The following is a 23,280-nucleotide window of genomic DNA, read 5'->3' on the forward strand; positions in this document are numbered from 1 at the left end:
ATTGTAGTATGTTCAAAAAACGCAATTTTGTTATAATAGCAGTTGTATTATTGGTTCTTACATCATGTGCTCGCACTAGGCCCGAGCCTCTTACGCAGCCGAAGCAACCCGATAAGCCGGCTATACCGACTAAAATAAGCACGGGAAACAATGCAGAGCCGATTTTAAGGGTTTATGATAAAGATAAAGGTATAGTTGACGAGATGAAGTTTGAAGATTATATAGCAGCGGTCGTGGCAGGCGAGATGAAAAATGATTGGCCGCTACAAGCATTAGCAGCTCAAGCCATTATAGCGCGCAGCTTCGTCTTGAATTTTATCGTTGAAAAAGGCGGTTCAAGGTATGGAAACGCCGATGTATCTACGGATATAGAAGAAGCTCAAGCGTGGAATCCTTCTGCTGTAAATGATCGTATAAAAGAAGCTGTCAGAAGCACACGTGGTCAGGTCATCGTATACGATGGGCATTTCGCCAATACATGGTTTCATGCGCATTCTGGCGGTATGACCGCTACAGCCAAAGAGGGGCTTAACTATAAAGAGAAGGAGCCGCCGTATATACAGGTAGTAAGATCGCAGGAGTCGGATAAAGCACCTGCCAATAGTAAAGCCTGGGAAGCTACATTTTCTGAAAATGAGGTGCTGAGAGCTTTGCATAGCTTAAATGTAAACATAAATGATTTTGATACCGCCAAAGTAGTTGCAAGAGGGCCGTCAGGCAGGGCTACGGCTATAAAATTTGATAATGCCGTTGTATCAGCGCCCGAGCTGCGTCTGGTGTTAGGTAGTACAAAGATGCGGTCTACCCTGCTCACATCGTTGGTATATAAAAATGGGCAGTTGATCATAAAAGGTAAAGGGTATGGCCACGGAGTGGGTATGTCCCAATGGGGTGCATATAAAATGGCTGAAGATGGTCAGACTGCCTCAGAAATAGTAAAGTATTACTATAAAGGGATAGACATCGTTAAGATGTGGGATTAGGGCACGTAATAGTTCTAAATATTTTGGTACAGGCATATCATTTATCGATAATATAAATTGGCTATGAAGGGAGAGAAGTAATTTGCCCGCTAAAGAACCAGAACCTAAAAAGATCGTGAAAGATGTGCCTCATACCGTTGTAATGCAAAATAGAGAAAGGATGACTATTACTGGAGTGAATGATGTGGAAAGCTTTAACGAGGAAATTATAAGCGTTTCCACTAGCGTTGGTTATGTAATAGTAAAAGGAACCGGTCTTCATATTAATAAACTGAGCCTGGACGATGGTGAGCTGATGGTAGAAGGTTACATAGATGGGCTCAATTACACAGATAAAATAGATAGTCACGGTAAAACATCCGGTTTTTTAGGTAAGATGTTCAAGTGAATATAGAGCAGACATATGTTTTTGGTATTATGATCATATGCGGTTTCCTAGTAGGTATTGTGTATGACCTATACAGAGTATTCCGATGGAAATGCAGGCCGTCCAAGGTGATAATAGGTTTACTGGATCTGCTATTTTGGCTGGTAACTGCATTGTTTTGTTTTTACGTGCTTTTTAAGATTAATTATGCAGAAATACGATTTTATCTATTCCTTGCTTTCGGAGTAGGTTGGATGTGTTATCTCCTCGTTATAAGCCGATATTTTATTGCGCTGTTTACCAAAATAATGGAAGTAGTAGCAATTATATCTAGAGGCTTAATTAATTTGTTACTGTTGCCTTATAAATTTGTTCACAGTAGGCATAAAAATTTTAAATAATAGAAGGATTTTTGAGATTTGTGGCGAATATATTAATATATAAACATTAGACAAGCTGGAGAGGAAAATGAAAAAGCGAAAGAAATTTTTGCGCATAGGCTTGCTGCTTTTGCTTATAGGGTATGTGTCTGCGATGTTGATAAATCAACAAACGCAGTTCAATTACATACGTTCCCAGAAGCAACAGGTTTCTGAGCAGATAGCAGAGCTGAAGGAAGAAAACCAACGATTAGAACGCCAAATCGATCTATCCAATACCGACGAGTATATTGAAAGAGTGGCACGGGAGCAGCTTGGCATGGTTAAGGATGGAGAAGTGAGATACCTAGATGATTCTGAATTGGGCAAATAAGTTTCTTAGGTTAATGCAAGACGACGCCCCGTTATAGAACTGGTTATTTTTATATTGTATATAAACATTAGTGTTAAATAAAAAAAGGAGGATAATCTCATTTTATGACCTTACAAGTGGGGAATATAGTTGATGGCACAGTGTCTGGAATAACCAAGTTTGGAGCCTTTATTAAATTGCCCGATGGCAGTACAGGTTTGGTCCATATATCTGAAATAGCGGATTTTTACGTTGCCGATATAAAGGATCAATTAAAAGAAAACGATAGGGTTAGGGTAAAGGTATTGTCGATAGGCGATGACGGCAAGATCCGTTTATCGATAAAAAAAGCCAAACAGCCAGAGAATGTATCAATAAATAACCAAAATAAAGAACAAGCGCTATCCTTTGAGGATAGGCTGGCCCAATTCTTAAAAGATAGTGAAGAAAGGTTGAATGATTTGAAGCAGAATCAAGAGGCCAAGCAACGCGGCGGATATAGCAGGCGTTATGTATAATGGGGAGGGTGCCAATAAGTATAACGATAAATTTTTAAGGATCGCTTAAGCGGTCCTTTTTATATTGTCCTGTAAATTGGTTAAATTATCGTTAAGTTATTGCGAATTTATGTGGATTGTACTATACTGATTAAGGTTAAAGGTTAAACAGGAGGCAGAATTAGATGGATTGTGAAATTATAAGCGTGGGTACCGAGTTGCTTTTAGGCCAGATTGCCAACACTGATGCCCAGTATATATCACAGAGATTATCTGAGTTAGGGATAAACGTATACTATCATACGGTCGTGGGAGATAACAAGCAACGTTTGCTGGATGCCTTGGACGTGGCTGTAAAGAGGGCTGATCTCATTATTACTACTGGTGGGCTTGGCCCAACGGTCGATGATCTCACGAAAGAAACAGTGGCCGAATTTCTAGGTTTAGAGCTACAAATGCATGAGCCTAGCTTGCAACATATTAAGGAACATTTTAATCGTACTGGTCGACAAGTAAGCGATAATAATATAAAACAGGCTTTACTGCCGAAAGGAAGCATACCAATACCCAATCCCAACGGTACGGCGCCCGGTGTAATAATAGAGCATGAGAAAGGTATATTTATAGTATTGCCTGGGCCACCTTTGGAACTTCAACCTATGTTTGAAGAGACTGTAGTGCCGTTTTTACAGAAATGCTCGGATTATACCATCGTGTCCAAGGTGATCCGCATATTCGGTATAGGTGAGTCAAAAGTGGAAGAAATGGTCAAGGATTTACTGGATGAACAGGACAATCCTACAATAGCTCCTTTGGTTGGTCATGGCGATGTTACATTGCGTATCACCGCGCGGGTGCGTAAAGGCGAGGATGCTTATGCGTTGATAAATCCCGTCGAGCGGCAAATAAAGCAGCGTTTGGGTGATGCTGTATATGGTGTGGATGATGACACCCTGAGCAAAGTGGTAAGCCGTATGCTTATAGAACGTGAGCTTAAACTCGCGTTGGCTGAATCTTGTACAGGCGGACTTATATCCGATAAATTAACAGATGTACCTGGCATATCCATGGTATTTGATAGAGGCTTGGTTACTTATAGTAATGAAGCCAAAATGGAGTTATTGGGCGTGTCGAGTGATACATTGAATCGTTTTGGAGCAGTAAGCCCACAGACTGCTGAGGAAATGGCATTAGGGGCATTGGCTCACAGCCATGCTGATGTAGCATTAGCCGTTACAGGTATAGCCGGTCCTGATGGAGGTACGCTGTCTAAACCGGTCGGTTTGGTATATATGGCTATAGCGGATAGCTATGGAGCGTATAGCAGCAAACATGTGTTTAACGGCGATCGCAGGCGGATAAAAGAAATAGCTGCGCTTACAGCACTGAACCTATTGCGCCTGCATTTGCTCAAAAATAACGATTGACGCTGGAAGAACTAAGGGGTATAATAGAAAGGTGAACAAATGTTCGGTATATTGACTGTTCGAAAGGATTGATAAACTGATGATGGAAAAAGAACATGCCCTGGAAACAGCGTTGAGCCAGATAGAGAAGCGATTCGGCAAAGGTTCTATAATGAAGTTAGGTGATGATACCGCTCGGCTTAATGTTGAAGTAATACCTACCGGTTCACTTAGTCTCGATATAGCATTGGGGGTCGGTGGCGTACCAAGAGGTCGCGTGGTAGAGATATTTGGACCGGAGTCATCCGGGAAGACCACCGTAGCATTGCATATAGTAGCGCAAGCACAAAAAATCGGTGGAACAGCGGCCTTTATAGACGCTGAGCATGCGCTGGATCCAGCCTATGCGAAACGATTAGGCGTAAATATAGATGATCTTTTAGTATCCCAGCCGGATACCGGTGAGCAAGCCCTTGAGATAGCCGAAGCATTGGTCAGAAGCGGTGCCGTGGATGTGGTTGTCATCGATTCAGTAGCTGCATTGGTACCACAGGCCGAGATAGACGGGGAGATGGGGGATGCCCATGTCGGTTTGCAGGCCAGACTTATGTCTCAGGCCCTTCGTAAATTAACCGGTGCCATAAGCAAATCTAAATCGGTAGCCATATTCATAAATCAATTGCGTGAAAAAGTAGGCGTTATGTACGGCAATCCAGAAACCACACCAGGGGGAAGGGCGCTCAAGTTCTATGCATCAGTACGCCTGGATGTACGCAAAGCCGATACTATTAAGAACGGTGCCGATGTAATAGGTACCCATACCAGGGTAAAGGTGGTTAAAAATAAGGTTGCGCCGCCGTTTAAGCAAGCCGAATTCGATATAATATACGGCGAAGGCATATCGCGCGAAAGCGATATACTGGATCTGGCTGTAGACCAGGACATTATAGCAAAAAGCGGGTCGTGGTATTCGTACAATGATAATAGGATAGGGCAGGGCAAAGAGAATGCCAAGCAGTTTCTTAAAGATAATCCCGAGATATGCCGCGATATAGAAGAAAAAATAAGGGAACAATATAAATTGGGCAAGGTAAAGCTTATATCGGCTGTCGATGAAGTCGAAGAGCCGGCCGAGTAATTATTGCTGATATGCACAAACGTTCTCAACCGCCGAGCGCCGAAGCGCTTCTGCTCAAATTTCTATCCTATAGGCAACGCAGCCGTCATGAAATAGAGCAATATCTTCGTAATAAAGGCTGTGCGGATGAAGATATATCCGATCTTATAAATAAATATCAGGATATGGGCTATATAAATGACTCGGCATTTGCCGACATGTGGATAAGAGAACGTATGAGATTTAATCCGAAGGGTTATGCGGCTATATGCGCTGAGCTTTATGCTAAGGGCGTAGATAGGGATATTATAGATCAAGCTTGGCGCGAGGCTCAGATCGATGAGCGCGGTATAGCTCGTGAGCTTATAGAAAGACGTTTTGATAAACATGATAAAGAGGCCATGCCCAAAGCTATGGCCTTTTTGATTCGCCGAGGCTTTAATAGATCGATGGCGTATGCTATAGTGAAAAATTTTTTTGTTGAAGGTACAGAGGACGATAGATGAGATTTCTCTTTTTGACTGATACACATATACGCGGTACTGCCCCGAGAGGTAGGCTAGACGATGTATATGATACGTTAAAGAACAAGTTGAATGAAGTAAGCGATATCGTGCATGAGCAGCGTGTGGATGTGGTGCTTCACGGCGGGGATTTTTTTGACCGCCCGGATATTTCACCTTCCATAGTCAGGGAATTCGCTGCCATATTTCAGAAATTTGACAAACCTATATACGGGGTGGCTGGCAATCACGATATATACGGCCATAATCCAGCCACTATAGGCCGTACCATGGTAGGATTATTGGACGGCGTAAATATTATAAGGTTAATAGAACCATCAAATCCTGTTATATTCGAGGATGCTTCAATGCGCATACAGTTGACGGGACAGCCTTATACGTATGATATAGATTATAAAGATCGGCGCAAACAATATTATACCGTGTCCAAGCCGGCTAACGTTGATTTCGCCGTTCATATGGTGCATGGAATGTTGTTGGAAAAGAAGATATTTGAAGGGGCGGCTTACACCCTTATAGACGATATAGCCGATACCGAAGCCGATATAACGCTTAGCGGGCATTTTCATACCGGATTCGGCATAAAACGGATAAATGATAAATATTTTATAAATCCCGGCAGCCTTATACGCATGACCAGCAGCATGGCAGAGATGGAGCGATGGCCAGCGGTGCTGATTTTGGATATAGATAAAGCTGAGGGGATATCAGTGAAGATTGAATGCCTTAAAAGCGCTAAGCCTGCTATGGAGGTGTTGGATAGAACATACATAGAGCAGGAGCAGATGAAAAAACAGAAACTGGCTACATTCTTTCAGGAAATAGGGGCGGCGGGCGAGTTCAAACGCCTTGATCTGTCGGCTATAGTGCAGCAGGTGGCCAATAATGAGCATATAGGCGATGAAGTAAAAGAAGAGGCATTGAGGCGTATAGCGGCAGCTGAACAATATGCGGAGATGTAATGATGGCAGTTAATTATATTGAGAAGATACTGTTAGAGAATTTTCAATCGCATGAACATACAGAACTAGATTTAACACCCGGGCTTAATATATTTGTAGGTCCTTCTGACAGCGGCAAAACGGCGATTATAAGGGCTATAAAGTGGGTGCTGTATAATGAACCGCGCGGCATGGAATTTATGAGGCAGGGAGCATCTTTCTGCCGGGTAACGCTGAGCATGTCTAATGGTTATACTATAGTGAGGGAGCGTTCCTCGTCATATAACCGATATATTTTAATAGCTCAAGATGGCCAGAAACAGGTGTTCGAAGGTTTTGGCAATGAAATACCGGCTGAGATATTGAACGCTCATGGCATACGCAAAGTAGTATTGGATGAGAACAACGCTGTTAGCATAAACATAGGGCAGCAGCTTGAAGGGCCTTTCATGCTGACTGAAACAGGGGCTACGAGAGCCAAGGCCCTCGGCCGTCTGGTGGGCGTACACATAATAGATCGGGCTATGCAAAGCACTGTTACTGATATAACGAGGTTGTCGCAGCAGGTAAAACAATGGGATCGCGATATAGATAATCTGAGCCAGTCTATAGAGCGATTCGATTACCTTCCACGGTTAGAGCAAGCTATAGAGCAAGAAGGTCGATGTATAGACCGCCTAGACCAGTTAACCGCGCGTTTGGATCGCCTTGCTGAAGTAAATCGGAATTTAAAGTCCATAGGAATGGAATCGCTCCAGAATCAAGCGATTCTAAGCAGGCTCGATGTTATACCTGCTTTGGAGAAGCATATACATAATGTAGAGGCATTAACGGCCAATCTTAAAGTGTTGAAAAATATAAATCGAAGATGGCTGGCTATCGAGAGCGATATTGCCCATGATAAAGCGATAATAAAAAGTATGGCAGGTTTACCTCAAGCACAGGCCGGTGTGGAGAAAGCATTGGCATCCAACCGTCTGCTCAATAAATATACTCAGATAAGCCTGGCTTTAACGGCTGTATATAGCGATATAAAAAAACAGCAAGAAGTTTTGCATAAGATTGAGAGGTTGGATGATTGTCAGCGTTGGCTCAATTCGGCATCGAATGCGCTTATGAATCTAAAGCGCTTAGAAGCATTAAAAAAACGCCTTGAAACATCGAATACCGAATTAAGCAAGGCTGTAATACTTAAAGATGCATTACAGCAAGTCGACAAATGTCGATCTATGCTATCGGAAACCGAACGATATATGGTATTGCTGAACAGAATACGGGATTTATCCGGCCATCTCAAGGATGTGGATAAGCATATAGCGGAGGGACAGCGCTATATAACGCAGATTGAGCAAGAAATAAATGAAAAAGCCGAGCACTATGGAGAAATATTGATGAAGGTAGGGCGGTGTCCCGTGTGCATGTCTAAAATAGATGTTTCTACGGTGGAAGATATAGTGTCGGCATATAAAAGATGATGGAGGTAAAGAAACATGGATGATAATGAAAGGGTATTGGCGTCATTGAAAGAAGATTTGGAAAGGGCCAAGACCATGAAGGTAAAGGCGGAAACAAGATTGGAACAACTTCAAAAACAGCGCGATGAGCTTATAAAAGAATTGGCGGAACTTGGTATAGAACCCGAGCAGTTAGATGATGAGATAAAGCGACTGCAAAATGAAATAGATATGTTGATAAAGCAGGCTCGAGAACTTTTGCCGCCAGACTTATTAAAGCATTGAGGTAATGCATATTATGGATGCGAATAAGCAGCAGCTTGACGATATAAAACAACTATACAGGCGAGCCCAGGACGTCTACATGACAGAAAAGTCTAAATGCGATCAACTGCTAGCCATGAGGCAGCAAGTTCAAAAGCAAAAGGAAGAAGCGCAAAAGCAGTTGGATATACTGGAAAAGACCAGAATTTTGCTCGATCATGCTGCAGACTTTGCGAGGCAGCAGGCTAAAAATCAAATAGAGAGGTTGGTTACCAGTTGCCTGCAATTTATATTTCAAAGCGATATACGTTTTGAAATAGAGCTTTCAGAGCTGCGCAAGCGTCCTGAAGCCGAGTTTTATGTTATTTCAAACTATCAAGGAGATACGATGAAGGTACGACCACAGGAATCACGCGGCGGGGGTGTGGTAGATATAATCTCGCTGGCTATACGTATAGCCATGCTTCAATCCTATAATCCGCCCATTGCCGGTCCGTTGGTATTGGATGAGCCTGCCAAACATGTCAGTGAAGAATATATAAACAACGTATCTGAATTCTTGAAAGAGATAAGCAGGACATTTGGCCGTCAAGTGATAATGGTGACGCATAACCGGGTGCTGAGCGAGGTGGCCGATCGCATATATACTGTAGATTATGATGGAAGTACCAGCAAGATATCTATAAGTGACTATTGATAAATTTATTGCCTCATATTAGAATATATGAGGGTATTGCATTGATGCATTAGCTTCTATAAAATACATACTTTGGAGGTGTTATCGTGGATCTTTTGCTGTTAGCCCCTATCGGTTCTGTCCTGGCCTTGTTGTTTGCGGCTTATATGGCTTATACGGTAATGAAACACAGCGAGGGTACCGAGGATATGCAACGTATAGCGCGGGCTGTCAGAGAGGGCGCCAATGCTTATCTTAAGCGGCAGTATACGGGCGTGGCCATATTTTTCGCTGTTATGTTTGTCGTATTGCTCATATTGGCACTCAATGGCTTCTTGACTATATTCGTTCCATTTGCCTTTTTGACAGGCGGTTTTTTTTCAGGCTTGTCGGGGTTCTTCGGCATGAAGATGGCTACTAACGCCAATGCCAGAACAACCAACGCTGCAAAGCAGAGCCTTAATGCGGGTTTGCGAGTGGCTTTCTCGGCCGGTACCGTTATGGGCATGGTGGTGGTTGGTCTCGGTCTTTTAGATTTAAGTTTTTGGTATTATTTTCTAACATGGTTCTACAGGGATCTGGATGCTGCTGTTCGTATACAGAGCGTCACCAGCGCTATGCTGACATTCGGCATGGGTGCGAGCTCGATGGCGCTGTTCGCCAGGGTAGGCGGCGGCATATATACTAAGGCAGCAGATGTCGGCGCTGATCTTGTAGGCAAAGTGGAAGCTGGCATTCCTGAGGATGATCCGCGCAATCCTGCCGTCATAGCCGATAATGTCGGTGATAATGTCGGCGATGTAGCCGGTATGGGTGCTGACCTGTATGAATCATACGTAGGCTCCATAGTATCCACCAGTGCGCTGGCGGTTGCAGCGGGGCTTGGTGTTGACGGTGTTACTATACCTATGACAATGGCTGCTATTGGTGTTATAGCGTCTATAATAGGTACGTTTTTCGTCCATGCCAAAGAAGATGCAAAGCAAAGCGTATTACTAGCTGCATTGCGTCGGGGTACGTACATAAGCGCAGCGCTGATAGCTGTCATATCATTCTTCCTAGTGTGGCAAGTGCTGGGTATGGAGCATATAGGCGTATACTTTGCTATATTGAGCGGTTTATTGGCTGGCGTCATAATAGGATACTTTACAGAATACTTCACGTCCGACTCATATAAGCCTACGCGCGATTTGGCGAGTACATCCACCACTGGTCCAGCTACCGTCATTATAGGGGGCTTGTCGTTGGGCATGCGTTCCACGTCTGTGCCGGTTATAGTAGTGGGTGCGGCGGTATTGGCCAGTTACTTCTTAGCAGGCGGTGCAGGGGATTTTAATATGGGCTTGTACGGCGTGGCTATAGCAGCGGTGGGCATGCTCAGCACATTGGGCATAACGCTTGCTACAGATGCTTACGGGCCGGTAGCTGATAATGCCGGCGGTATAGCCGAAATGTCCCATCAGGACCCAGAGGTTCGCCGTCGTACTGATGCGTTGGATTCACTCGGCAATACCACAGCTGCTACCGGCAAGGGATTTGCTATAGGCTCGGCCGCTCTGACGGCTCTGGCCTTGATAGCATCGTTTACCGATGAAGTTGCGCGTATAGTGCAGACCCAGGGATTGGACTTTAAGCTGGATATATCGATACTCAATCCGCCTACGCTTGTGGGGTTGTTTGTGGGCGGCATGTTGCCGTTTTTGTTCTCATCCATGACCATGAGCGCTGTCGGCAGAGCCGCACAGAGCATAGTTATGGAAGTGCGTCGTCAGTTTAAGGAGATAAAAGGGCTTATGGAGGGCAAAGCCGAGCCCGATTACGCGCGGTGCGTCGACATATGCACACGCAATGCCCAGAAGGAAATGATAGCTCCTGCTTTGACGGCTATTGTAGCGCCTCTTTTAGTAGGATTTTTGCTTGGAGTAAACGGTGTAGCCGGTATGCTTGCCGGCGCTACAGTCAGCGGTTTTATATTGGCGGTCATGATGGCCAATTCGGGTGGCGCATGGGATAATGCCAAGAAATATATCGAAAGCGGCGAATACGGCGGCAAGGGTTCTGACAGCCATAAGGCGGCTGTGGTCGGAGATACTGTGGGTGATCCGTTTAAGGATACATCCGGCCCGTCGATTAATATATTGATAAAATTGCTGTCTATGGTATCGGTTGTATTCGCGGCATTTATATTGCAGATATCGTTGTTTTGAAGTTTGAATAAAGCCTCCTATAAAATAGGGGGCTTTTATTATATGTCAAATACAACAAAAATACAACATAATTATGATAAAATCAAAAAATAAGCTTGACTATATATACTTTAATTGATAAAATGAAGCATATAAGATGTAAAGGATGTAGCGCAGATGAAAACCCGTTTCTTATATGGGAAAACAGGTATAAATGTGGATATACCCGACAAGAATCTTGCAGGAATAGTACGCAAGCATACTATGCCGATCATAGATAACGCAGATAAGGCCATTGAAGAAGCTATTTTCAATCCCATAGCAAGCTTACCATTATATGAATTGGCCAAGGGCAAGCGCACAGCTTGCATAGTGGTATCGGATATTACAAGGCCGGTGCCGAACAAGCTGCTTTTGCCGCCTATACTACGCTGCCTTGAGGCAGCGGGTATATCGAAGGATGATATAACCATCCTGATAGCCACGGGCATACATAGACCTAATTTAGACGATGAAATGATAGAGCTCCTTGGACAAGATATAGTGGATAATTATCGTGTAATCAACCATTATTCACAGAAGATGGACGATATGGCCTATTTAGGGCGGACATCTATAAACAATATACCTATCTACGTTAACAAGTATTATGTACAAAGCGACTTAAAGATTATAACCGGTCTTATAGAACCTCATTTTATGGCCGGCTACTCAGGCGGCCGAAAGTCTATATGCCCGGGCATATCATCTATAGAAACGGTCAAATACATGCATATGCCTGGTATATTAGAACACCCTAAAGCTGGCAATTGTATTGTCGAAGGCAATCCATTTCACATAGAAGCAACCGAGATAGCAAAAAAAGCAGGTGTAGATTTCGTAGCAAACGTAGTTATAGATGAAAATAGGCGAATAAGCGGCATCTTCTGCGGAGAACTTGAAGCGGCTCATGCGGCCGGTGTATCTTTTGCAGATAAGTATAGCCGCGTGGTATTAAACAATGTAAGCCGGCCTGTTGATATAGTTGTCACATCAACGGCAGGATATCCTTTGGATAAGACATATTACCAAACCGTCAAAGGATTTATAGGAGCGCTCAACGTCATAAAGGATGGTGGCACTATCGTCATGCTGTCGGAGTGCAGCGAGGGGCTGGGCAGCGCATCGTTTGTAGATGTGTTAAAACAGCTCAAGGCTATAGGGAATTACGATGCCTTTATCGGGCGCATATCCCATATAGAAAACTTTACAGTGGATCAGTGGGAAGTAGAGGAATTGGTAAAGGCATTGAAGAAGGTAAATATAATGCTCTATTCGTCCGATTTTGATAACTTTGATCTGACATTCGCTTCGAGAGTAGCATCGCCTGAAGAAGGCATAGCGCGTGCATTGGAGGTGCATGGGCAGGATTCTACTATTTTAGCCATACCCGAGGGGCCGTATGTTATACCGTATCTGTCTGGTAATGCTTTATAATATTAACAGCAATGTATGCATATAAAAGAAGAAGTTTTAAGAGAGGAGAAAATAAACGATGGCTTTTAATGAAGACTTGATAGCATCAATAGTAGAACAAGTGCTGAAAGAGATTCAAGACGATGATCACGTCATTGCATCGGCACGACAATCCGTAGTAAAAGCAAACGACAACTGGGGTGTATACACCGATGTCGACGAGGCTATGGAGGTGGTCAATAAAGCGCAGAAAGAATTCGCCGCCATGCCCATATCAAAACGCGATGAGATTATAAGCGCCATAAGAACGGCCGGCGTGGAAAATGCCGAGCATCTGGCCAGGATAGCGCACGAGGTCACGGGCTATGGGCGGATTGAAGATAAAACGGTAAAGAACAGAAACGCCGCTATGTTGACGCCAGGCATAGAGGACCTTCAGAAAGAATTTTTAAGCGGCGATGGCGGCTCTGTCATAGTAGAGTATGGGCCTATGGGCGTCATAGCTTCGCTCATGCCTTCCACTCACCCGACGGCCTTTGTTATAAACCATGCCATAGCCATGCTGGCAGCGGGCAACGCCATATTTATATGCCCTCATCCCAAAGCTCAGGCTGCCACATTAGAGGCCATGAAGGCGCTCAATAAGGCTATAGTCGAAGCCGGTGGGCCTAAATACCTCATGGTGGCCGTGGATAAGGCGGATATGGAGACATCCAATAAAGTATACGCTCATCCTTATGTAAAGATGGTAGCGGCAGCCGGAGGGGAAGGCGTGATAAGAGCAGCGTTAAAGAGCGGCAAAAAGGCTATAACCGGCGGACCGGGCAATCCGCCCGTAGTAGTGGATGAGACGGCCGACATAGCCAAAGCGGCTAAGGATATAATAGACGGCGAAAGCTATGACAACAATGTGCTATGTATAGCTGAAAAAGAGGTATTTGTAGTAGAATCCGTAGTAGATCGGCTTATAGCTGAAATGCAAAAAAATAACGCATACCTTATAAAAGGCCAAGATGTTGCTAATTTAACGGGTGTTACTATAAAAGACGGCAAGCCGAACGGCCAACTTGTAGGTAAGAATCCATCGGTGATATTAAAAGAGATAGGCATAGAAGTGGGCGATGATGTGCGCACCGTCATATTCGAAGCGCCGCCGGAACACCCGCTGGTAATGATAGAGCAGCTTATGCCCGTATTACCTATAGTACGGGTCAAAGATTTCGACGAGGCTGTAAAATGGGCTGTTAAAGCCGAGCATGGAGACGGCCATACCGCCATATTGCATTCCAATAATATAAACCGTATAACAGAATACGCGCGTGCCATGCAAGTGACGGTGCTGGTGGTAAATGCTCCATCTTATTCATGCATGGATCCTCAATCCAAAACATTGGTATATGCCCATACTTTGACCGGGCCGACCGGCGAGGGATTCTGTACGCCGCGCCATTTTACGCGCCAGGAACGTATCGTATTGGGCGGCGCCTTTCATTTTGTGTAGAGAGGGCCGAAAGATGAATATTTTGGTATTGAATTGTGGAGGTTCGTCGGTCAAGTTTCAGGTATTCGATATGCCGAGCGAGCGGGTGATAGCTAAAGGTATGGTGGAACGCATAGGCAAAACCGATGCTGTATTGCATTACAGTTCTGCTCGTCAGGAAGCACAGCAAAGGGTAATGCCTATATCGGATCATAAAGCGGCTATAAGCATGGCGTTAAGCACTTTGACAGATGATGACTCGATAGGCGCTATAGATGCTATAGGCCACAGATTGGTACATGGCGGCGAAAGATATACAGGTGCTGTGTTCATAGATGATGAGGTTTTGTCAACATTGAAAGAATATGCGCCTTTAGCACCGCTGCATAATCCGCCCAATGCTCTTGGTATAGAAGCCTGTAAGCAGTTGATGCCTGACATAGTGCAGGTGGGCTTGTTTGACACTGCATTGCATCAGAAATTACCGGATTATGCATATACCTATGCGTTGCCGTATAGATACTATGAAAAATATCGTGTGCGGCGTTATGGTTTCCACGGCATAGCTTTTACCGATATAACCGAGCGTACTGCCCAAATTATGAGAAAGCCCCTAAACGAACTGCGCATAATATCGCTTATGCTGGGCAGCGGCACCACCGCTAACGCTATGAAGTACGGACGCTCAGTGGATGTGAGCACGGGGCTTACGCCATTGCAGGGCTTGGTTCAATCCACGCGCAGCGGCGATATAGATCCGGCAGCGGTTACCTACATAATGCGACAAGAGGGTTTATCGACCGATCAGATGGACGATGTGCTGAATAAACAGAGCGGCTGGCTGGGCATATCGGGCGTCAGCAACGACTTAAGAGAGGTGGAACAGGCAGCAGCCACGGGCAATGAGCGTGCTCGGCTGGCTATAGATACATTTGTATACAGCTGTAAAAAGTACGTCGGCGCCTATGCCGCTGCTATGGGAGGTTTCGATGTTTTGGCTTTTTCAGGCGGGATAGGCGAAAAATCATCACATATACGCCAGAAAGTGTGCCAGGGCCTTGAATTTTTGGGTATAGAATTGGACCAAGAAAAAAATAACGCTGGGATTGGCCCGCGTTTTATAACCACCGAGGATTCCAAAACAAAAGCTGTAGTGGTGTCTGTGGATGAAGAGTTGGTTATAGCACAACAAACATACGATTTGATCGATAGAGAGGGGAGGTGAGGGCTGTGAATTATGCACTGGGCATAGTGGAAGTTGTTGGATTCGCTGCTGCCATGCAGGCTGCTGATACTGCGGTCAAGGCGGCTAATGTAACCTTATTAGGGTATGAGCCGTCTAAAGGCAGCGGTATGGTTACCGTTAGATTTATAGGGAATGTAGGAGCTGTAAATGCTGCTGTGGATTCGGCTGCGGAGGCTGCGAATCGCGTAAGCAGCGTGTATAGCAAACTGGTGATTCCGAAGCCAGCCGAAGAGATAGATGCACTCTTAAAGGCAAAGAAGGCTGAAGGCGTTGATTAAATTTATTTGAGAAAGGAAAAAGATGAACTATGAATAATGATGCATTGGGAATGGTGGAGACCAAAGGTTTAACGGCGGCGATAGAGGCGGCTGACGCCATGGTAAAGGCGGCCAGCGTAACGCTGGTGGGCGTAGAGAAAATAGGTTCAGGTTTGGTGACAGTATTCGTTAGCGGCGACGTAGGCGCTGTTAAGGCGGCTACAGAGGTAGGAGGTCAAGCTGCTAAGAGGTTGGGAGAGCTTATCGCTGTTCACGTTATACCCAGGCCTCACAGCGATATAGCCAAGATATTACCGTCTATAAAGTAAAGCTCTCGATGGCATAGTGACTATAAATATTTAGGAGGTGATGATATTGCCATTGATGACGCTCAAGCAGATCTTAGCCGATGCCGATCAGCGCAAGTACGGCGTCGGCATGTTCAATGTTATAAATCTTGAAATGTTGAAAGCCATCATAGAAGCGGCCGAAGAAGAAAATTCTCCGGTGATATTGGGCTTTGCAGAAGTACACAAAGCCTACATGGATATAGAAACATTGGCGCCGATGATGGTCAAAGCTGCTAAAGAGGCTTCTATTCCAGTAGCAGTGCACTACGATCATGGCCAAAGTTTCGAAGGCATAGTAAAGGCTATGCACTACGGTTTTACCTCGGTTATGTATGATGGTTCCATGCTACCTTACGAGCAAAACGTGCGCAACACGCAAGAAGTGGTGCGAATTGCCAAGATACTGAATGTATCAGTGGAGGCCGAATTAGGTCATGTTGGTGGAGCGGAAGGCGGACTGGGAGGCCAAGATGATCCGTCAGCTTTTTATACCGATGTGAATCAGGCCGCCGATTTTGTTTTGCGTACTGGCATTGATGCATTGGCTGTAGCAGTGGGTACTGTGCATGGTGTTTACCGATCGCAGCCCAAGTTGGACCTTGATAGGCTGGAAGCCATTAAAAAACGTGTAAACATACCATTGGTATTGCATGGTGGCTCGGGATTAAGTGATCAGGATTTTCAAAATGCGATAGCCAGAGGGATATCTAAAATAAATATATTTACTGATATGTCGCTGGCGGCGGTCAATACGCTCCAAGACAGTGTATGTCTATGCGATAAACCCAGTTGCACTGGTGCTTTTTCGGATGAATGCCTTATCAAGATGGATAAGCCAAATCTATATCATGAAAATAGTCAGGAGGCTATAGTGCAGCGGGTAGTGCAAAGGGTTTTGCTTCAGTTGAAAGAGGGTGAGGGTGTATATAATACATCCGAGCTGAATTATCCGGACGTTATAACAGCGACCATAAGCGGTATAAAGGCTGAAGTTAAGCATAAGATTGAGATATTTGGCAGCAACGGTAAAGCCTGTGCATTTTCCTGCACACATTCAGGCGGTTGCAGTTGCGGTTGTCAAAAAGATTGAATTTGGTAGGTGAGTTTTAAAATGGCTGAAGATGATGTGTTACAGGGCCAATATGATGACATGACGGTTGAAGGCCAGACGGCTGTGCAGCTCGAACAGGGCACAGTCCCTCCCGATAATAGCTATAAGCGGCGAGGGCGTCCCAGAAAATCTGATAGCGAAAAGAAGAACAAGGAGGTTATAATCATGATAAACGAAGCATTGGGAATGGTAGAAACCAAAGGTTTAACAGCGGCGATAGAGGCGGCTGATGCTATGGTAAAAGCAGCCAGCGTGACGCTGGTGGGCGTAGAGAAAATAGGCTCTGGCTTGGTGACGGTATTTGTTACCGGCGACGTAGGCGCTGTTAAGGCAGCTACGGAAGTAGGAGGCCAGGCCGCCAAGAGCTTAGGAGAGCTTATAGCTGTTCATGTTATACCCAGACCCCATGAAGATATAGCTAAGATATTGCCGCAAATAAAATAAGTTGCGTTACTTTTTAAGTCTGTATCTTTAGGGAGGTGAATAATTCCGTGGACAGGGATAAGTTGTTGGAATTGATAACTAAAGCTGTTATAGAGGAGCTACAATATCAAAAGCGCCGCGTGCCGGTAGGGGTGTCGGCGCGTCATATTCATGTTTCCAGGCAGGATTTGGATACACTGTTTGGCAAGGGATATCAATTGCATAAACTAAAGCCATTGATGGCCGATGATTTTGCATCTGAAGAAACGGTAACATTAGTAGGACCCAATTTGAGGACGATAGAACGGGTGCGCATACTAGGGCCTGAACGCAAGCGAACGCAGGTTGAGATTGCACGGACCGATGCCGTAAGGTTGGGCGTTAACCCGCCGGTACGTCCGTCGGGTGATGTTGATGGATCAGCTGGTATAGTTGTGGTAGGCCCTAAAGGTGCTTTAAATCTAAAAGAAGGGTGTATTCTGGCTAATAGGCATATACACATGACGCCGGCCGATGCTGAACCTATAGGATTAAAAGATAACGATTACGTTACTGTCAGAGCAGGAGGAGAAAAGGGAGCAGTTTTGTATAATGTACAGATACGCGTCAATGAGAAATTCGATACTGAGATGCACATAGATACCGACGATGCCAATGCCATAGGAGTGCGCTGCGGGGACCTCGTCGAGATAATGCTGTAAGGAGAGATGATATGATCATATGCAAGGTTGTCGGCAATGTGGTATCTACTAGAAAGCATGAGCAGTTGGTGGGCTCAAAGTTACTCATAGTTGAGCCGTTATATGGCAGCGATGACAAGCCTATGGTGGCTGTAGATAATGTAGGCGCCGGCGTGGGTGAAACGGTACTGGTGGCAGTAGGCGGTGCCGCCAGGGTAGCCGTTGGGAAAAAGGAAGCTCCCATAGATGCTGCTATAGTAGGCATTGTAGACAACGCGGATTCATTACGTTTATAAGAGAGGTTGGCATATATGAATGGAAATGCATTAGGAATGGTTGAAACCAAGGGATTGGTAGCGGCTGTAGAAGCAGCCGATGCCATGGCCAAAGCGGCCAATATAGAAGTTGTCGGTAATGTCCGAGTGGGATCAGGCTTTGTATGTATACTCATCCGCGGCGACGTAGGAGCCGTTACCGCCGCTGTAGAGGTGGGGGCTCAAGCGGCTAAGCCGTTAGGTCAGCTTATAGCCGCGGTGGTTATACCGAGGCCTCATTCAGACGTAGAAAGCATGCTCCCGGTCAGTAAATGAGGGGATGTAGTTTATTGTGCAAGAAGATAAAATAGCAGGCATAGTAGAAGCTGTATTGAAAAAGTTGGCGCCTGAGTTGATTGCCGTTGAAGATAGTGTACAGGATAAGCAAGAGGTTTACGCTGATGTTGCATGGGAAGCGAATGAAACCATGCGGCAAGACGGCATATTCGATGATGTTGAATCAGCGTTGGATGCTGCTGCTAAGGCTCAGAGGCAATTGGTCGATATGGGTATGGAAAAACGCAAGCAGATTATATCATCTATGCGTAAAATATGCTTGGAGAATGCGGAAAGATTGGCCGAGATGGCATGGAAAGAAACGCGGCTGGGCCGATATCAAGATAAGATAGTAAAGAATAGGAATGCCGCTTTATTGACGCCGGGCGTCGAAGACCTCGAACAAAAGTTGGATGTAGGCGATGTAGGCATGATACTAACTCAGCGCGGTCCATTTGGCCTGGTGATTTCAGTGGAACCGACTACTAATCCTACCAGTTCGCTTATAAATCATAGTATAGCTATGGTGGCGGCCGGCAATGCCGTTTACTTTGCCCCACATCCAAGGGCTTTGAAAGTATCTCTTGAAACTATAAGCTTGCTTAATAAAGCTATAACAGAAGTTGGAGGCCCGGCCAATGTGGTAGTGACGGCGCGGACAGCCAGCGTGGATAATGTCAATAAGGCCTTTGCACATAAGGATGTAAAGCTCATAGTTGCTACCGGCGGGGCTGCTTTGGTAAAAGCAGCCATGACTAGCGGTAAGAAATGTATAGCCGGAGGTCCGGGTAATCCGCCAGTAGTAGTGGATGAAACCGCTAACATTGAATTGGCTGCAAAAAACATTGTGTTGGGAGCCTCGTTTGACAATAATATGCTGTGCATATCAGAAAAAGAGGTTTTTGCCGTACAAAGCATATGCGATGAATTGATAGCTGCGATGGAACGTAATGGAAATTATATAGCGCGCGGGGATGTTATAGACGCTATAACCGAACTGGTCGTAACAGACGGACACATAAACGGTAAATTCGTTGGGCAGAACCCGTCTGTGATACTTAGAGAGCTCGGTATAAATATAAGCGATGAGATACGTGCGATAATTATGGAAGTTTCTGCAGATCATCCATTGGTTACGCTGGAGCAGCTTATGCCTATACTGCCGATAGTACGAGTCAGGGATTTTGAAGAAGCTTTGCAATTATCCGTAGCAATGGAGCATGGTTTCAGGCATACAGCGGCTATATATACAAAGGACTATGAACGGGCAGCCAGATTTGCTCAAGTTATCGAGGCTACCTTGACGGTAATCAATGTACCGACCTATACTGGTCTTGGCGGCGATGGCATAGGTAAACCCACCATGACGGTGGCTGGGCCTACAGGGGAAGGCATTACATCGCCTAGAACTTATACAAGGGAAAGGAATGCAGTATTTGGGGGGTCGCTCAGTATAAAATGACTGATAAGCAGATACAGGACATGGTTTTCGATGCGGGTGTGGTTGGTGCCGGCGGGGCTGGATTTCCCACTCATGTAAAGATAAACGCTAACGCAGACGTGGTCATAGTCAACGGGGCTGAGTGTGAGCCATTGATTAGGGTAGATCAGCAGCTTATGGCAGGCAAGGCCGATGAGATATTGCAGGCATTGCAGGCTGTAATGATATCCTGCCATGCTTCAAAGGCTTATATAGGTCTTAAGCCTAAATACAAAGAGGCTATACACGCCGTGGAGCAGTTGCTACCGCATTATGATGGTATAGAGATAAGCATATTGCGCGATGTCTATCCGGCCGGCGATGAGCAGATATTGGTATATGATATAACCGGCCGATTAGTACCTGAAGGCGGAATACCGCTGATGGTGGGCGTAGTGGTCGTGAATGTGGAAACGCTTTTTAATATATACAATGCCATACATGGTTTGCCGCTCACCGAAAAATTTGTTACTATAACCGGTGCAGTGCGCGATCCTATAACAGTAAGAGTACCTATAGGCACATCGGCCAGAGATGCCATATCGTTTGCCGGGGGCCCTTTGGTAGAACCTTTTGTTGTTATAGATGGCGGACCGATGATGGGTAAACTGATTTCATATAGCAGTGCTGTTGTTACCAAGACTACCAAGAGCTTTATAGTATTGCCATCTATGCATCGCCTGGCTATTATCAAACAAGAACGGCCTGGTCTGGCTGTTAAGCGCGGTATGGCATCGTGCTGCCAATGCCAGGAATGTACGGACTTATGTCCGCGTCATCTTATAGGTCACAGCATAGAGCCGCACAGGACCATAAGGGCGGTATCACATGGTGTTACCACTGATAGCGCGGCCATAACCACGGCGCTTTTATGCAGCGAATGTGGCGTATGCGATATGTTTGCCTGCCCCTTGGACCTTTCACCGAGGCACATAAACATAGCTATAAAAGAGGAACTGGCCAAGAGAGGATTTAAAAACCCTCATCATAATGCAGATCTGGTAGCACATCCATTTCGCGACGGGCGTCTGATACCTGTGGAGAGGCTTATAGCAAGGTTGGGACTAAACCAATATAATAAACCGGCGCCATTGATAATGGATGAACAAATTGTAAAAAGGGTATCGTTACCACTTAAACAGAGCACCGGAGTAGCTGTAACGCCTTTGGTCAACACCGGCGATAGGGTTAAAAAAGGCCAGCTTATAGGCTCGGTACCCGAGGGTCAACTTGGAGCAAACCTGCATGCCAGCATATCCGGTATAGTCAAAGCTGTGGGCCAAGAAATAGTGATAGAGGGGATCGACTAGTATGAACGGGAAAAAAGCAATAGGTCTTGTGGAATTTAAAAGTATAGCCATGGGATTAGTAGCTGCCGATAATATGATAAAAACAGCAAACGTCGATGTTATAGAAGCCACTGTGTTATGCCCAGGTAAATATATATTGCTTATATCCGGCGACGTTGGTTCGGTACAAAGCGCTGTGGATAGAGGCGTAAACGATTTTGCTGAAAATGTCATAGACAGTTTTGTTTTGGCCAATGTGCATGATGATGTGTTTCCCGCCCTAAATGGAGCGACGCCTATAGACGAGCTGGAATCGTTGGGTGTAATAGAGACATTTTCTGTGGCGTCGGCCATAGTGGCGGCCGATGCGTCAGCCAAAGCGGCGGCGGTAGAACTGTTGGAAGTCAGGATAGCTCGGGGAATGGGAGGTAAATCATTTGTGCTCATGACCGGTGATGTAGGGGCTGTTACGGCGGCGGTTGAAGCCGGTGCAGCATCTGTCAGGGAGGATGGATTCCTGGTGAGTACGGCGGTTATCCCGAATCCTGATCCGAAGCTTTGGGAGATGACGGTATGAAGATACTGTGTCTAAATTGTGGCGGCTCATCGATGAAATGCCAGCTTATAGAAATGCCTGGCGAGAATACCTTGGCTAAAGCTGATATAGACCGCATGAATACGCCGCAAGCCATACTCAGTTATATGGTAGGAGATGACAAAAGATTAAGCCAGTCGGTGCCGGAAGCCACCTTTATCACAGGTATAGAGATACTGATGGAGAAATTAAAAGAGGACGATATTATCGCCGAGGATAATGGCATAGACGCGATAGCCCATAAACTCGCCCATGGAGCTGAACGATTTAATAAGCCAACTATTATCGATGAAGAGGTTATCGAGGCATTAGAAAGGCTTTATCCCTTGGCTCCCGTCCATTTGCCACCGGCTGTTAAGGGCATACGGGCTTGTCAAAAGTTATTGCCCGCAGTGCCGCAGTTCGCTGTATTTGAAACAAACTTTCATCAGACCTTGCCTCCATATGCTTATATATATGGCATACCATATGAGTGGTATGAAACGTATGGTATACGTAAATACGGCTTTCATGGTACGTCGCATCGTTATGTGACCGAAACGGCAGCCGATTTATTGGGGAAAGATATAAAACAATTAAAGATGGTATCGTGCCACCTTGGGAGCGGTACGTCGGTAGCGGCTGTCAAATACGGCAAATCAGTAGAAATAAGCAGCGGTCTTACGCCGCAGTCCGGTACTATTATGTCCACCAGACCGGGCGACTTTGATCCTTGGGTATTTCCTTTTGCTGTAGAAATGACTGGCATGAGCGTGCAGGAGGTAAGCGATACATTGGTAAAGCGCGGCGGCTTGTTGGGAATATCCGGTGTTAGCGGTGACATGAGAGATATACAAGAAGCGGCCGCGCATGGAAATGAAAGAGCGCAATTGGCTTTAGATGTTTTTTGCTACCATATAAAGAAATATATAGGCTCATTTGCAGCGGTTATGAACGGGTTGGATGTATTGATTTTTACAGGTGGTATAGGCGAGCATTCCTCCGGTGTGAGAAAAAAGGCATGCGATGATATGGAGTTTTTGGGAATAAAATTGGATGATGACAAGAATGAAAGTGTACCGGTGCCACATATATTATCGGCGGATAATTCGCAAGCTGTTATAATGTGTGTGGAGACCAATGAAGAATTGATGGTGGCTAGGCAGGTATATGCTATAGCCCAAGCTGGCAATTGATA

Annotated in this window: 27 protein-coding genes; all 27 read left to right on the forward strand. The window is 45.3% G+C overall.

From position 1 onward, the window contains the following. The first annotated feature begins 8 nt into the window (after positions 1–8). The 27 genes from MAHAU_RS03975 (at position 9) to MAHAU_RS04105 (ending at position 23,278) form a co-directional block, all read left to right on the forward strand. On the forward strand, positions 9–983 hold the full coding sequence (locus MAHAU_RS03975) for a SpoIID/LytB domain-containing protein (protein WP_013780433.1): 975 nt from the start codon (positions 9–11) through the stop codon (positions 981–983). 82 nt (positions 984–1,065) lie between these two features. Beyond that, entirely contained in the window at positions 1,066–1,371 is a 306-nt protein-coding gene (gene yabP, locus MAHAU_RS03980; RefSeq protein WP_013780434.1) for a sporulation protein YabP, read from the forward strand. After that, complete coding sequence (gene yabQ, locus MAHAU_RS16130; RefSeq protein ID WP_013780435.1) at positions 1,368–1,751, forward strand: spore cortex biosynthesis protein YabQ; 384 nt, start codon at positions 1,368–1,370, stop codon at positions 1,749–1,751. Before yabP ends, yabQ begins: the two co-directional genes overlap by 4 nt. Before the next feature lie 67 nt (positions 1,752–1,818). Next, positions 1,819–2,103, forward strand: coding sequence for an FtsB family cell division protein (locus MAHAU_RS03990; protein WP_013780436.1), 285 nt, complete (start codon positions 1,819–1,821; stop codon positions 2,101–2,103). Between the two features lie 104 nt (positions 2,104–2,207). Then, positions 2,208–2,600, forward strand: coding sequence for a S1 RNA-binding domain-containing protein (locus tag MAHAU_RS03995; protein WP_013780437.1), 393 nt, complete (start codon positions 2,208–2,210; stop codon positions 2,598–2,600). Positions 2,601–2,764: 164 nt separating this feature from the next. Continuing rightward, positions 2,765–4,006, forward strand: a complete 1,242-nt coding sequence (locus MAHAU_RS04000) for a competence/damage-inducible protein A (RefSeq protein ID WP_013780438.1) — start codon at positions 2,765–2,767, stop codon at positions 4,004–4,006. A gap of 79 nt (positions 4,007–4,085) precedes the next feature. Continuing rightward, entirely contained in the window at positions 4,086–5,123 is a 1,038-nt protein-coding gene (gene recA, locus MAHAU_RS04005) for a recombinase RecA (RefSeq protein WP_013780439.1), read from the forward strand. Between the two features lie 11 nt (positions 5,124–5,134). Next, positions 5,135–5,608, forward strand: coding sequence for a regulatory protein RecX (locus tag MAHAU_RS14915; RefSeq protein ID WP_013780440.1), 474 nt, complete (start codon positions 5,135–5,137; stop codon positions 5,606–5,608). Further along, on the forward strand, positions 5,605–6,588 hold the full coding sequence (locus tag MAHAU_RS04015) for a metallophosphoesterase family protein (RefSeq protein WP_013780441.1): 984 nt from the start codon (positions 5,605–5,607) through the stop codon (positions 6,586–6,588). Before MAHAU_RS14915 ends, MAHAU_RS04015 begins: the two co-directional genes overlap by 4 nt. Then, entirely contained in the window at positions 6,588–8,042 is a 1,455-nt protein-coding gene (locus tag MAHAU_RS14920; protein WP_013780442.1) for an AAA family ATPase, read from the forward strand. Before MAHAU_RS04015 ends, MAHAU_RS14920 begins: the two co-directional genes overlap by 1 nt. Positions 8,043–8,057: 15 nt before the next feature. After that, positions 8,058–8,306, forward strand: coding sequence for a hypothetical protein (locus MAHAU_RS04025; protein ID WP_013780443.1), 249 nt, complete (start codon positions 8,058–8,060; stop codon positions 8,304–8,306). Between the two features lie 13 nt (positions 8,307–8,319). Continuing rightward, positions 8,320–8,982: a P-loop NTPase family protein gene (locus tag MAHAU_RS04030; RefSeq protein WP_013780444.1), complete on the forward strand. Its 663-nt coding sequence runs from the start codon at positions 8,320–8,322 to the stop codon at positions 8,980–8,982. Between the two features lie 86 nt (positions 8,983–9,068). After that, complete coding sequence (locus MAHAU_RS04035) at positions 9,069–11,168, forward strand: sodium-translocating pyrophosphatase (RefSeq protein WP_013780445.1); 2,100 nt, start codon at positions 9,069–9,071, stop codon at positions 11,166–11,168. Positions 11,169–11,324: 156 nt separating this feature from the next. Next, positions 11,325–12,623, forward strand: a complete 1,299-nt coding sequence (locus tag MAHAU_RS04040; protein WP_013780446.1) for a nickel-dependent lactate racemase family protein — start codon at positions 11,325–11,327, stop codon at positions 12,621–12,623. Between the two features lie 58 nt (positions 12,624–12,681). Next, on the forward strand, positions 12,682–14,103 hold the full coding sequence (locus MAHAU_RS04045) for an aldehyde dehydrogenase (protein ID WP_013780447.1): 1,422 nt from the start codon (positions 12,682–12,684) through the stop codon (positions 14,101–14,103). Between the two features lie 13 nt (positions 14,104–14,116). Continuing rightward, the gene (locus tag MAHAU_RS04050) at positions 14,117–15,307 is read left to right on the forward strand and encodes an acetate/propionate family kinase (RefSeq protein ID WP_013780448.1); all 1,191 of its coding nucleotides are present in this window, start codon (positions 14,117–14,119) and stop codon (positions 15,305–15,307) included. A 5-nt stretch (positions 15,308–15,312) separates the two neighbouring features. Beyond that, entirely contained in the window at positions 15,313–15,606 is a 294-nt protein-coding gene (locus MAHAU_RS04055) for a BMC domain-containing protein (protein WP_013780449.1), read from the forward strand. A 29-nt stretch (positions 15,607–15,635) separates the two neighbouring features. Beyond that, positions 15,636–15,914 (forward strand): BMC domain-containing protein, encoded by a 279-nt coding sequence (locus tag MAHAU_RS04060; protein WP_013780450.1) that lies wholly within the window; start codon positions 15,636–15,638, stop codon positions 15,912–15,914. A 55-nt stretch (positions 15,915–15,969) separates the two neighbouring features. Beyond that, the gene (locus MAHAU_RS04065; RefSeq protein WP_245543956.1) at positions 15,970–17,025 is read left to right on the forward strand and encodes a class II fructose-bisphosphate aldolase; all 1,056 of its coding nucleotides are present in this window, start codon (positions 15,970–15,972) and stop codon (positions 17,023–17,025) included. A gap of 186 nt (positions 17,026–17,211) precedes the next feature. Further along, on the forward strand, positions 17,212–17,490 hold the full coding sequence (locus MAHAU_RS04070) for a BMC domain-containing protein (protein ID WP_041644326.1): 279 nt from the start codon (positions 17,212–17,214) through the stop codon (positions 17,488–17,490). A gap of 47 nt (positions 17,491–17,537) precedes the next feature. Beyond that, on the forward strand, positions 17,538–18,170 hold the full coding sequence (pduL, locus tag MAHAU_RS04075; protein WP_013780453.1) for a phosphate propanoyltransferase: 633 nt from the start codon (positions 17,538–17,540) through the stop codon (positions 18,168–18,170). Between the two features lie 11 nt (positions 18,171–18,181). Then, entirely contained in the window at positions 18,182–18,445 is a 264-nt protein-coding gene (locus tag MAHAU_RS04080; protein ID WP_013780454.1) for a EutN/CcmL family microcompartment protein, read from the forward strand. Positions 18,446–18,460: 15 nt separating this feature from the next. Beyond that, positions 18,461–18,739: a BMC domain-containing protein gene (locus tag MAHAU_RS04085; protein WP_013780455.1), complete on the forward strand. Its 279-nt coding sequence runs from the start codon at positions 18,461–18,463 to the stop codon at positions 18,737–18,739. 16 nt (positions 18,740–18,755) lie between these two features. Then, positions 18,756–20,201 carry an aldehyde dehydrogenase gene (locus MAHAU_RS04090; RefSeq protein ID WP_013780456.1) on the forward strand — a complete coding sequence of 482 codons (1,446 nt, stop codon included), beginning with the start codon at positions 18,756–18,758 and terminating at the stop codon, positions 20,199–20,201. Beyond that, a complete protein-coding gene (locus tag MAHAU_RS04095; protein ID WP_013780457.1) occupies positions 20,198–21,529 on the forward strand; it encodes a 4Fe-4S dicluster domain-containing protein in 1,332 nt (443 codons plus the stop codon). Before MAHAU_RS04090 ends, MAHAU_RS04095 begins: the two co-directional genes overlap by 4 nt. A gap of 1 nt (position 21,530) precedes the next feature. Then, complete coding sequence (locus MAHAU_RS04100; protein ID WP_013780458.1) at positions 21,531–22,085, forward strand: BMC domain-containing protein; 555 nt, start codon at positions 21,531–21,533, stop codon at positions 22,083–22,085. Continuing rightward, a complete protein-coding gene (locus MAHAU_RS04105; RefSeq protein ID WP_013780459.1) occupies positions 22,082–23,278 on the forward strand; it encodes an acetate/propionate family kinase in 1,197 nt (398 codons plus the stop codon). The genes MAHAU_RS04100 and MAHAU_RS04105 overlap by 4 nt, the downstream gene beginning before the upstream one ends. Positions 23,279–23,280: the final 2 nt, after the last annotated feature.

It is taken from the genome of Mahella australiensis 50-1 BON, from assembly GCF_000213255.1.
GTDB classification, from domain to species: domain Bacteria; phylum Bacillota; class Clostridia; order Mahellales; family Mahellaceae; genus Mahella; species Mahella australiensis.

Bases quoted from the DNA above. Each gene is read 5' to 3' on its own strand.
- MAHAU_RS04070 (WP_041644326.1), top strand. From the start codon at position 17,212: ATGATAAACGAAGCATTGGGAATGGTAGAAACCAAAGGTTTAACAGCG.
- MAHAU_RS03995 (WP_013780437.1), top strand. From the start codon at position 2,208: ATGACCTTACAAGTGGGGAATATAGTTGATGGCACAGTGTCTGGAATA.
- MAHAU_RS04015 (WP_013780441.1), top strand. From the start codon at position 5,605: ATGAGATTTCTCTTTTTGACTGATACACATATACGCGGTACTGCCCCG.
- MAHAU_RS04060 (WP_013780450.1), top strand. From the start codon at position 15,636: ATGAATAATGATGCATTGGGAATGGTGGAGACCAAAGGTTTAACGGCG.
- recA (WP_013780439.1), top strand. From the start codon at position 4,086: ATGATGGAAAAAGAACATGCCCTGGAAACAGCGTTGAGCCAGATAGAG.
- MAHAU_RS04040 (WP_013780446.1), top strand. From the start codon at position 11,325: ATGAAAACCCGTTTCTTATATGGGAAAACAGGTATAAATGTGGATATA.
- MAHAU_RS04025 (WP_013780443.1), top strand. From the start codon at position 8,058: ATGGATGATAATGAAAGGGTATTGGCGTCATTGAAAGAAGATTTGGAA.
- MAHAU_RS04105 (WP_013780459.1), top strand. From the start codon at position 22,082: ATGAAGATACTGTGTCTAAATTGTGGCGGCTCATCGATGAAATGCCAG.
- MAHAU_RS04045 (WP_013780447.1), top strand. From the start codon at position 12,682: ATGGCTTTTAATGAAGACTTGATAGCATCAATAGTAGAACAAGTGCTG.
- MAHAU_RS14920 (WP_013780442.1), top strand. From the start codon at position 6,588: ATGATGGCAGTTAATTATATTGAGAAGATACTGTTAGAGAATTTTCAA.
- MAHAU_RS04065 (WP_245543956.1), top strand. From the start codon at position 15,970: ATGACGCTCAAGCAGATCTTAGCCGATGCCGATCAGCGCAAGTACGGC.
- MAHAU_RS04095 (WP_013780457.1), top strand. From the start codon at position 20,198: ATGACTGATAAGCAGATACAGGACATGGTTTTCGATGCGGGTGTGGTT.
- MAHAU_RS14915 (WP_013780440.1), top strand. From the start codon at position 5,135: ATGCACAAACGTTCTCAACCGCCGAGCGCCGAAGCGCTTCTGCTCAAA.
- MAHAU_RS03975 (WP_013780433.1), top strand. From the start codon at position 9: ATGTTCAAAAAACGCAATTTTGTTATAATAGCAGTTGTATTATTGGTT.
- MAHAU_RS04085 (WP_013780455.1), top strand. From the start codon at position 18,461: ATGAATGGAAATGCATTAGGAATGGTTGAAACCAAGGGATTGGTAGCG.
- MAHAU_RS04000 (WP_013780438.1), top strand. From the start codon at position 2,765: ATGGATTGTGAAATTATAAGCGTGGGTACCGAGTTGCTTTTAGGCCAG.
- MAHAU_RS04100 (WP_013780458.1), top strand. From the start codon at position 21,531: ATGAACGGGAAAAAAGCAATAGGTCTTGTGGAATTTAAAAGTATAGCC.
- MAHAU_RS04030 (WP_013780444.1), top strand. From the start codon at position 8,320: ATGGATGCGAATAAGCAGCAGCTTGACGATATAAAACAACTATACAGG.
- MAHAU_RS03990 (WP_013780436.1), top strand. From the start codon at position 1,819: ATGAAAAAGCGAAAGAAATTTTTGCGCATAGGCTTGCTGCTTTTGCTT.
- MAHAU_RS04050 (WP_013780448.1), top strand. From the start codon at position 14,117: ATGAATATTTTGGTATTGAATTGTGGAGGTTCGTCGGTCAAGTTTCAG.
- MAHAU_RS04080 (WP_013780454.1), top strand. From the start codon at position 18,182: ATGATCATATGCAAGGTTGTCGGCAATGTGGTATCTACTAGAAAGCAT.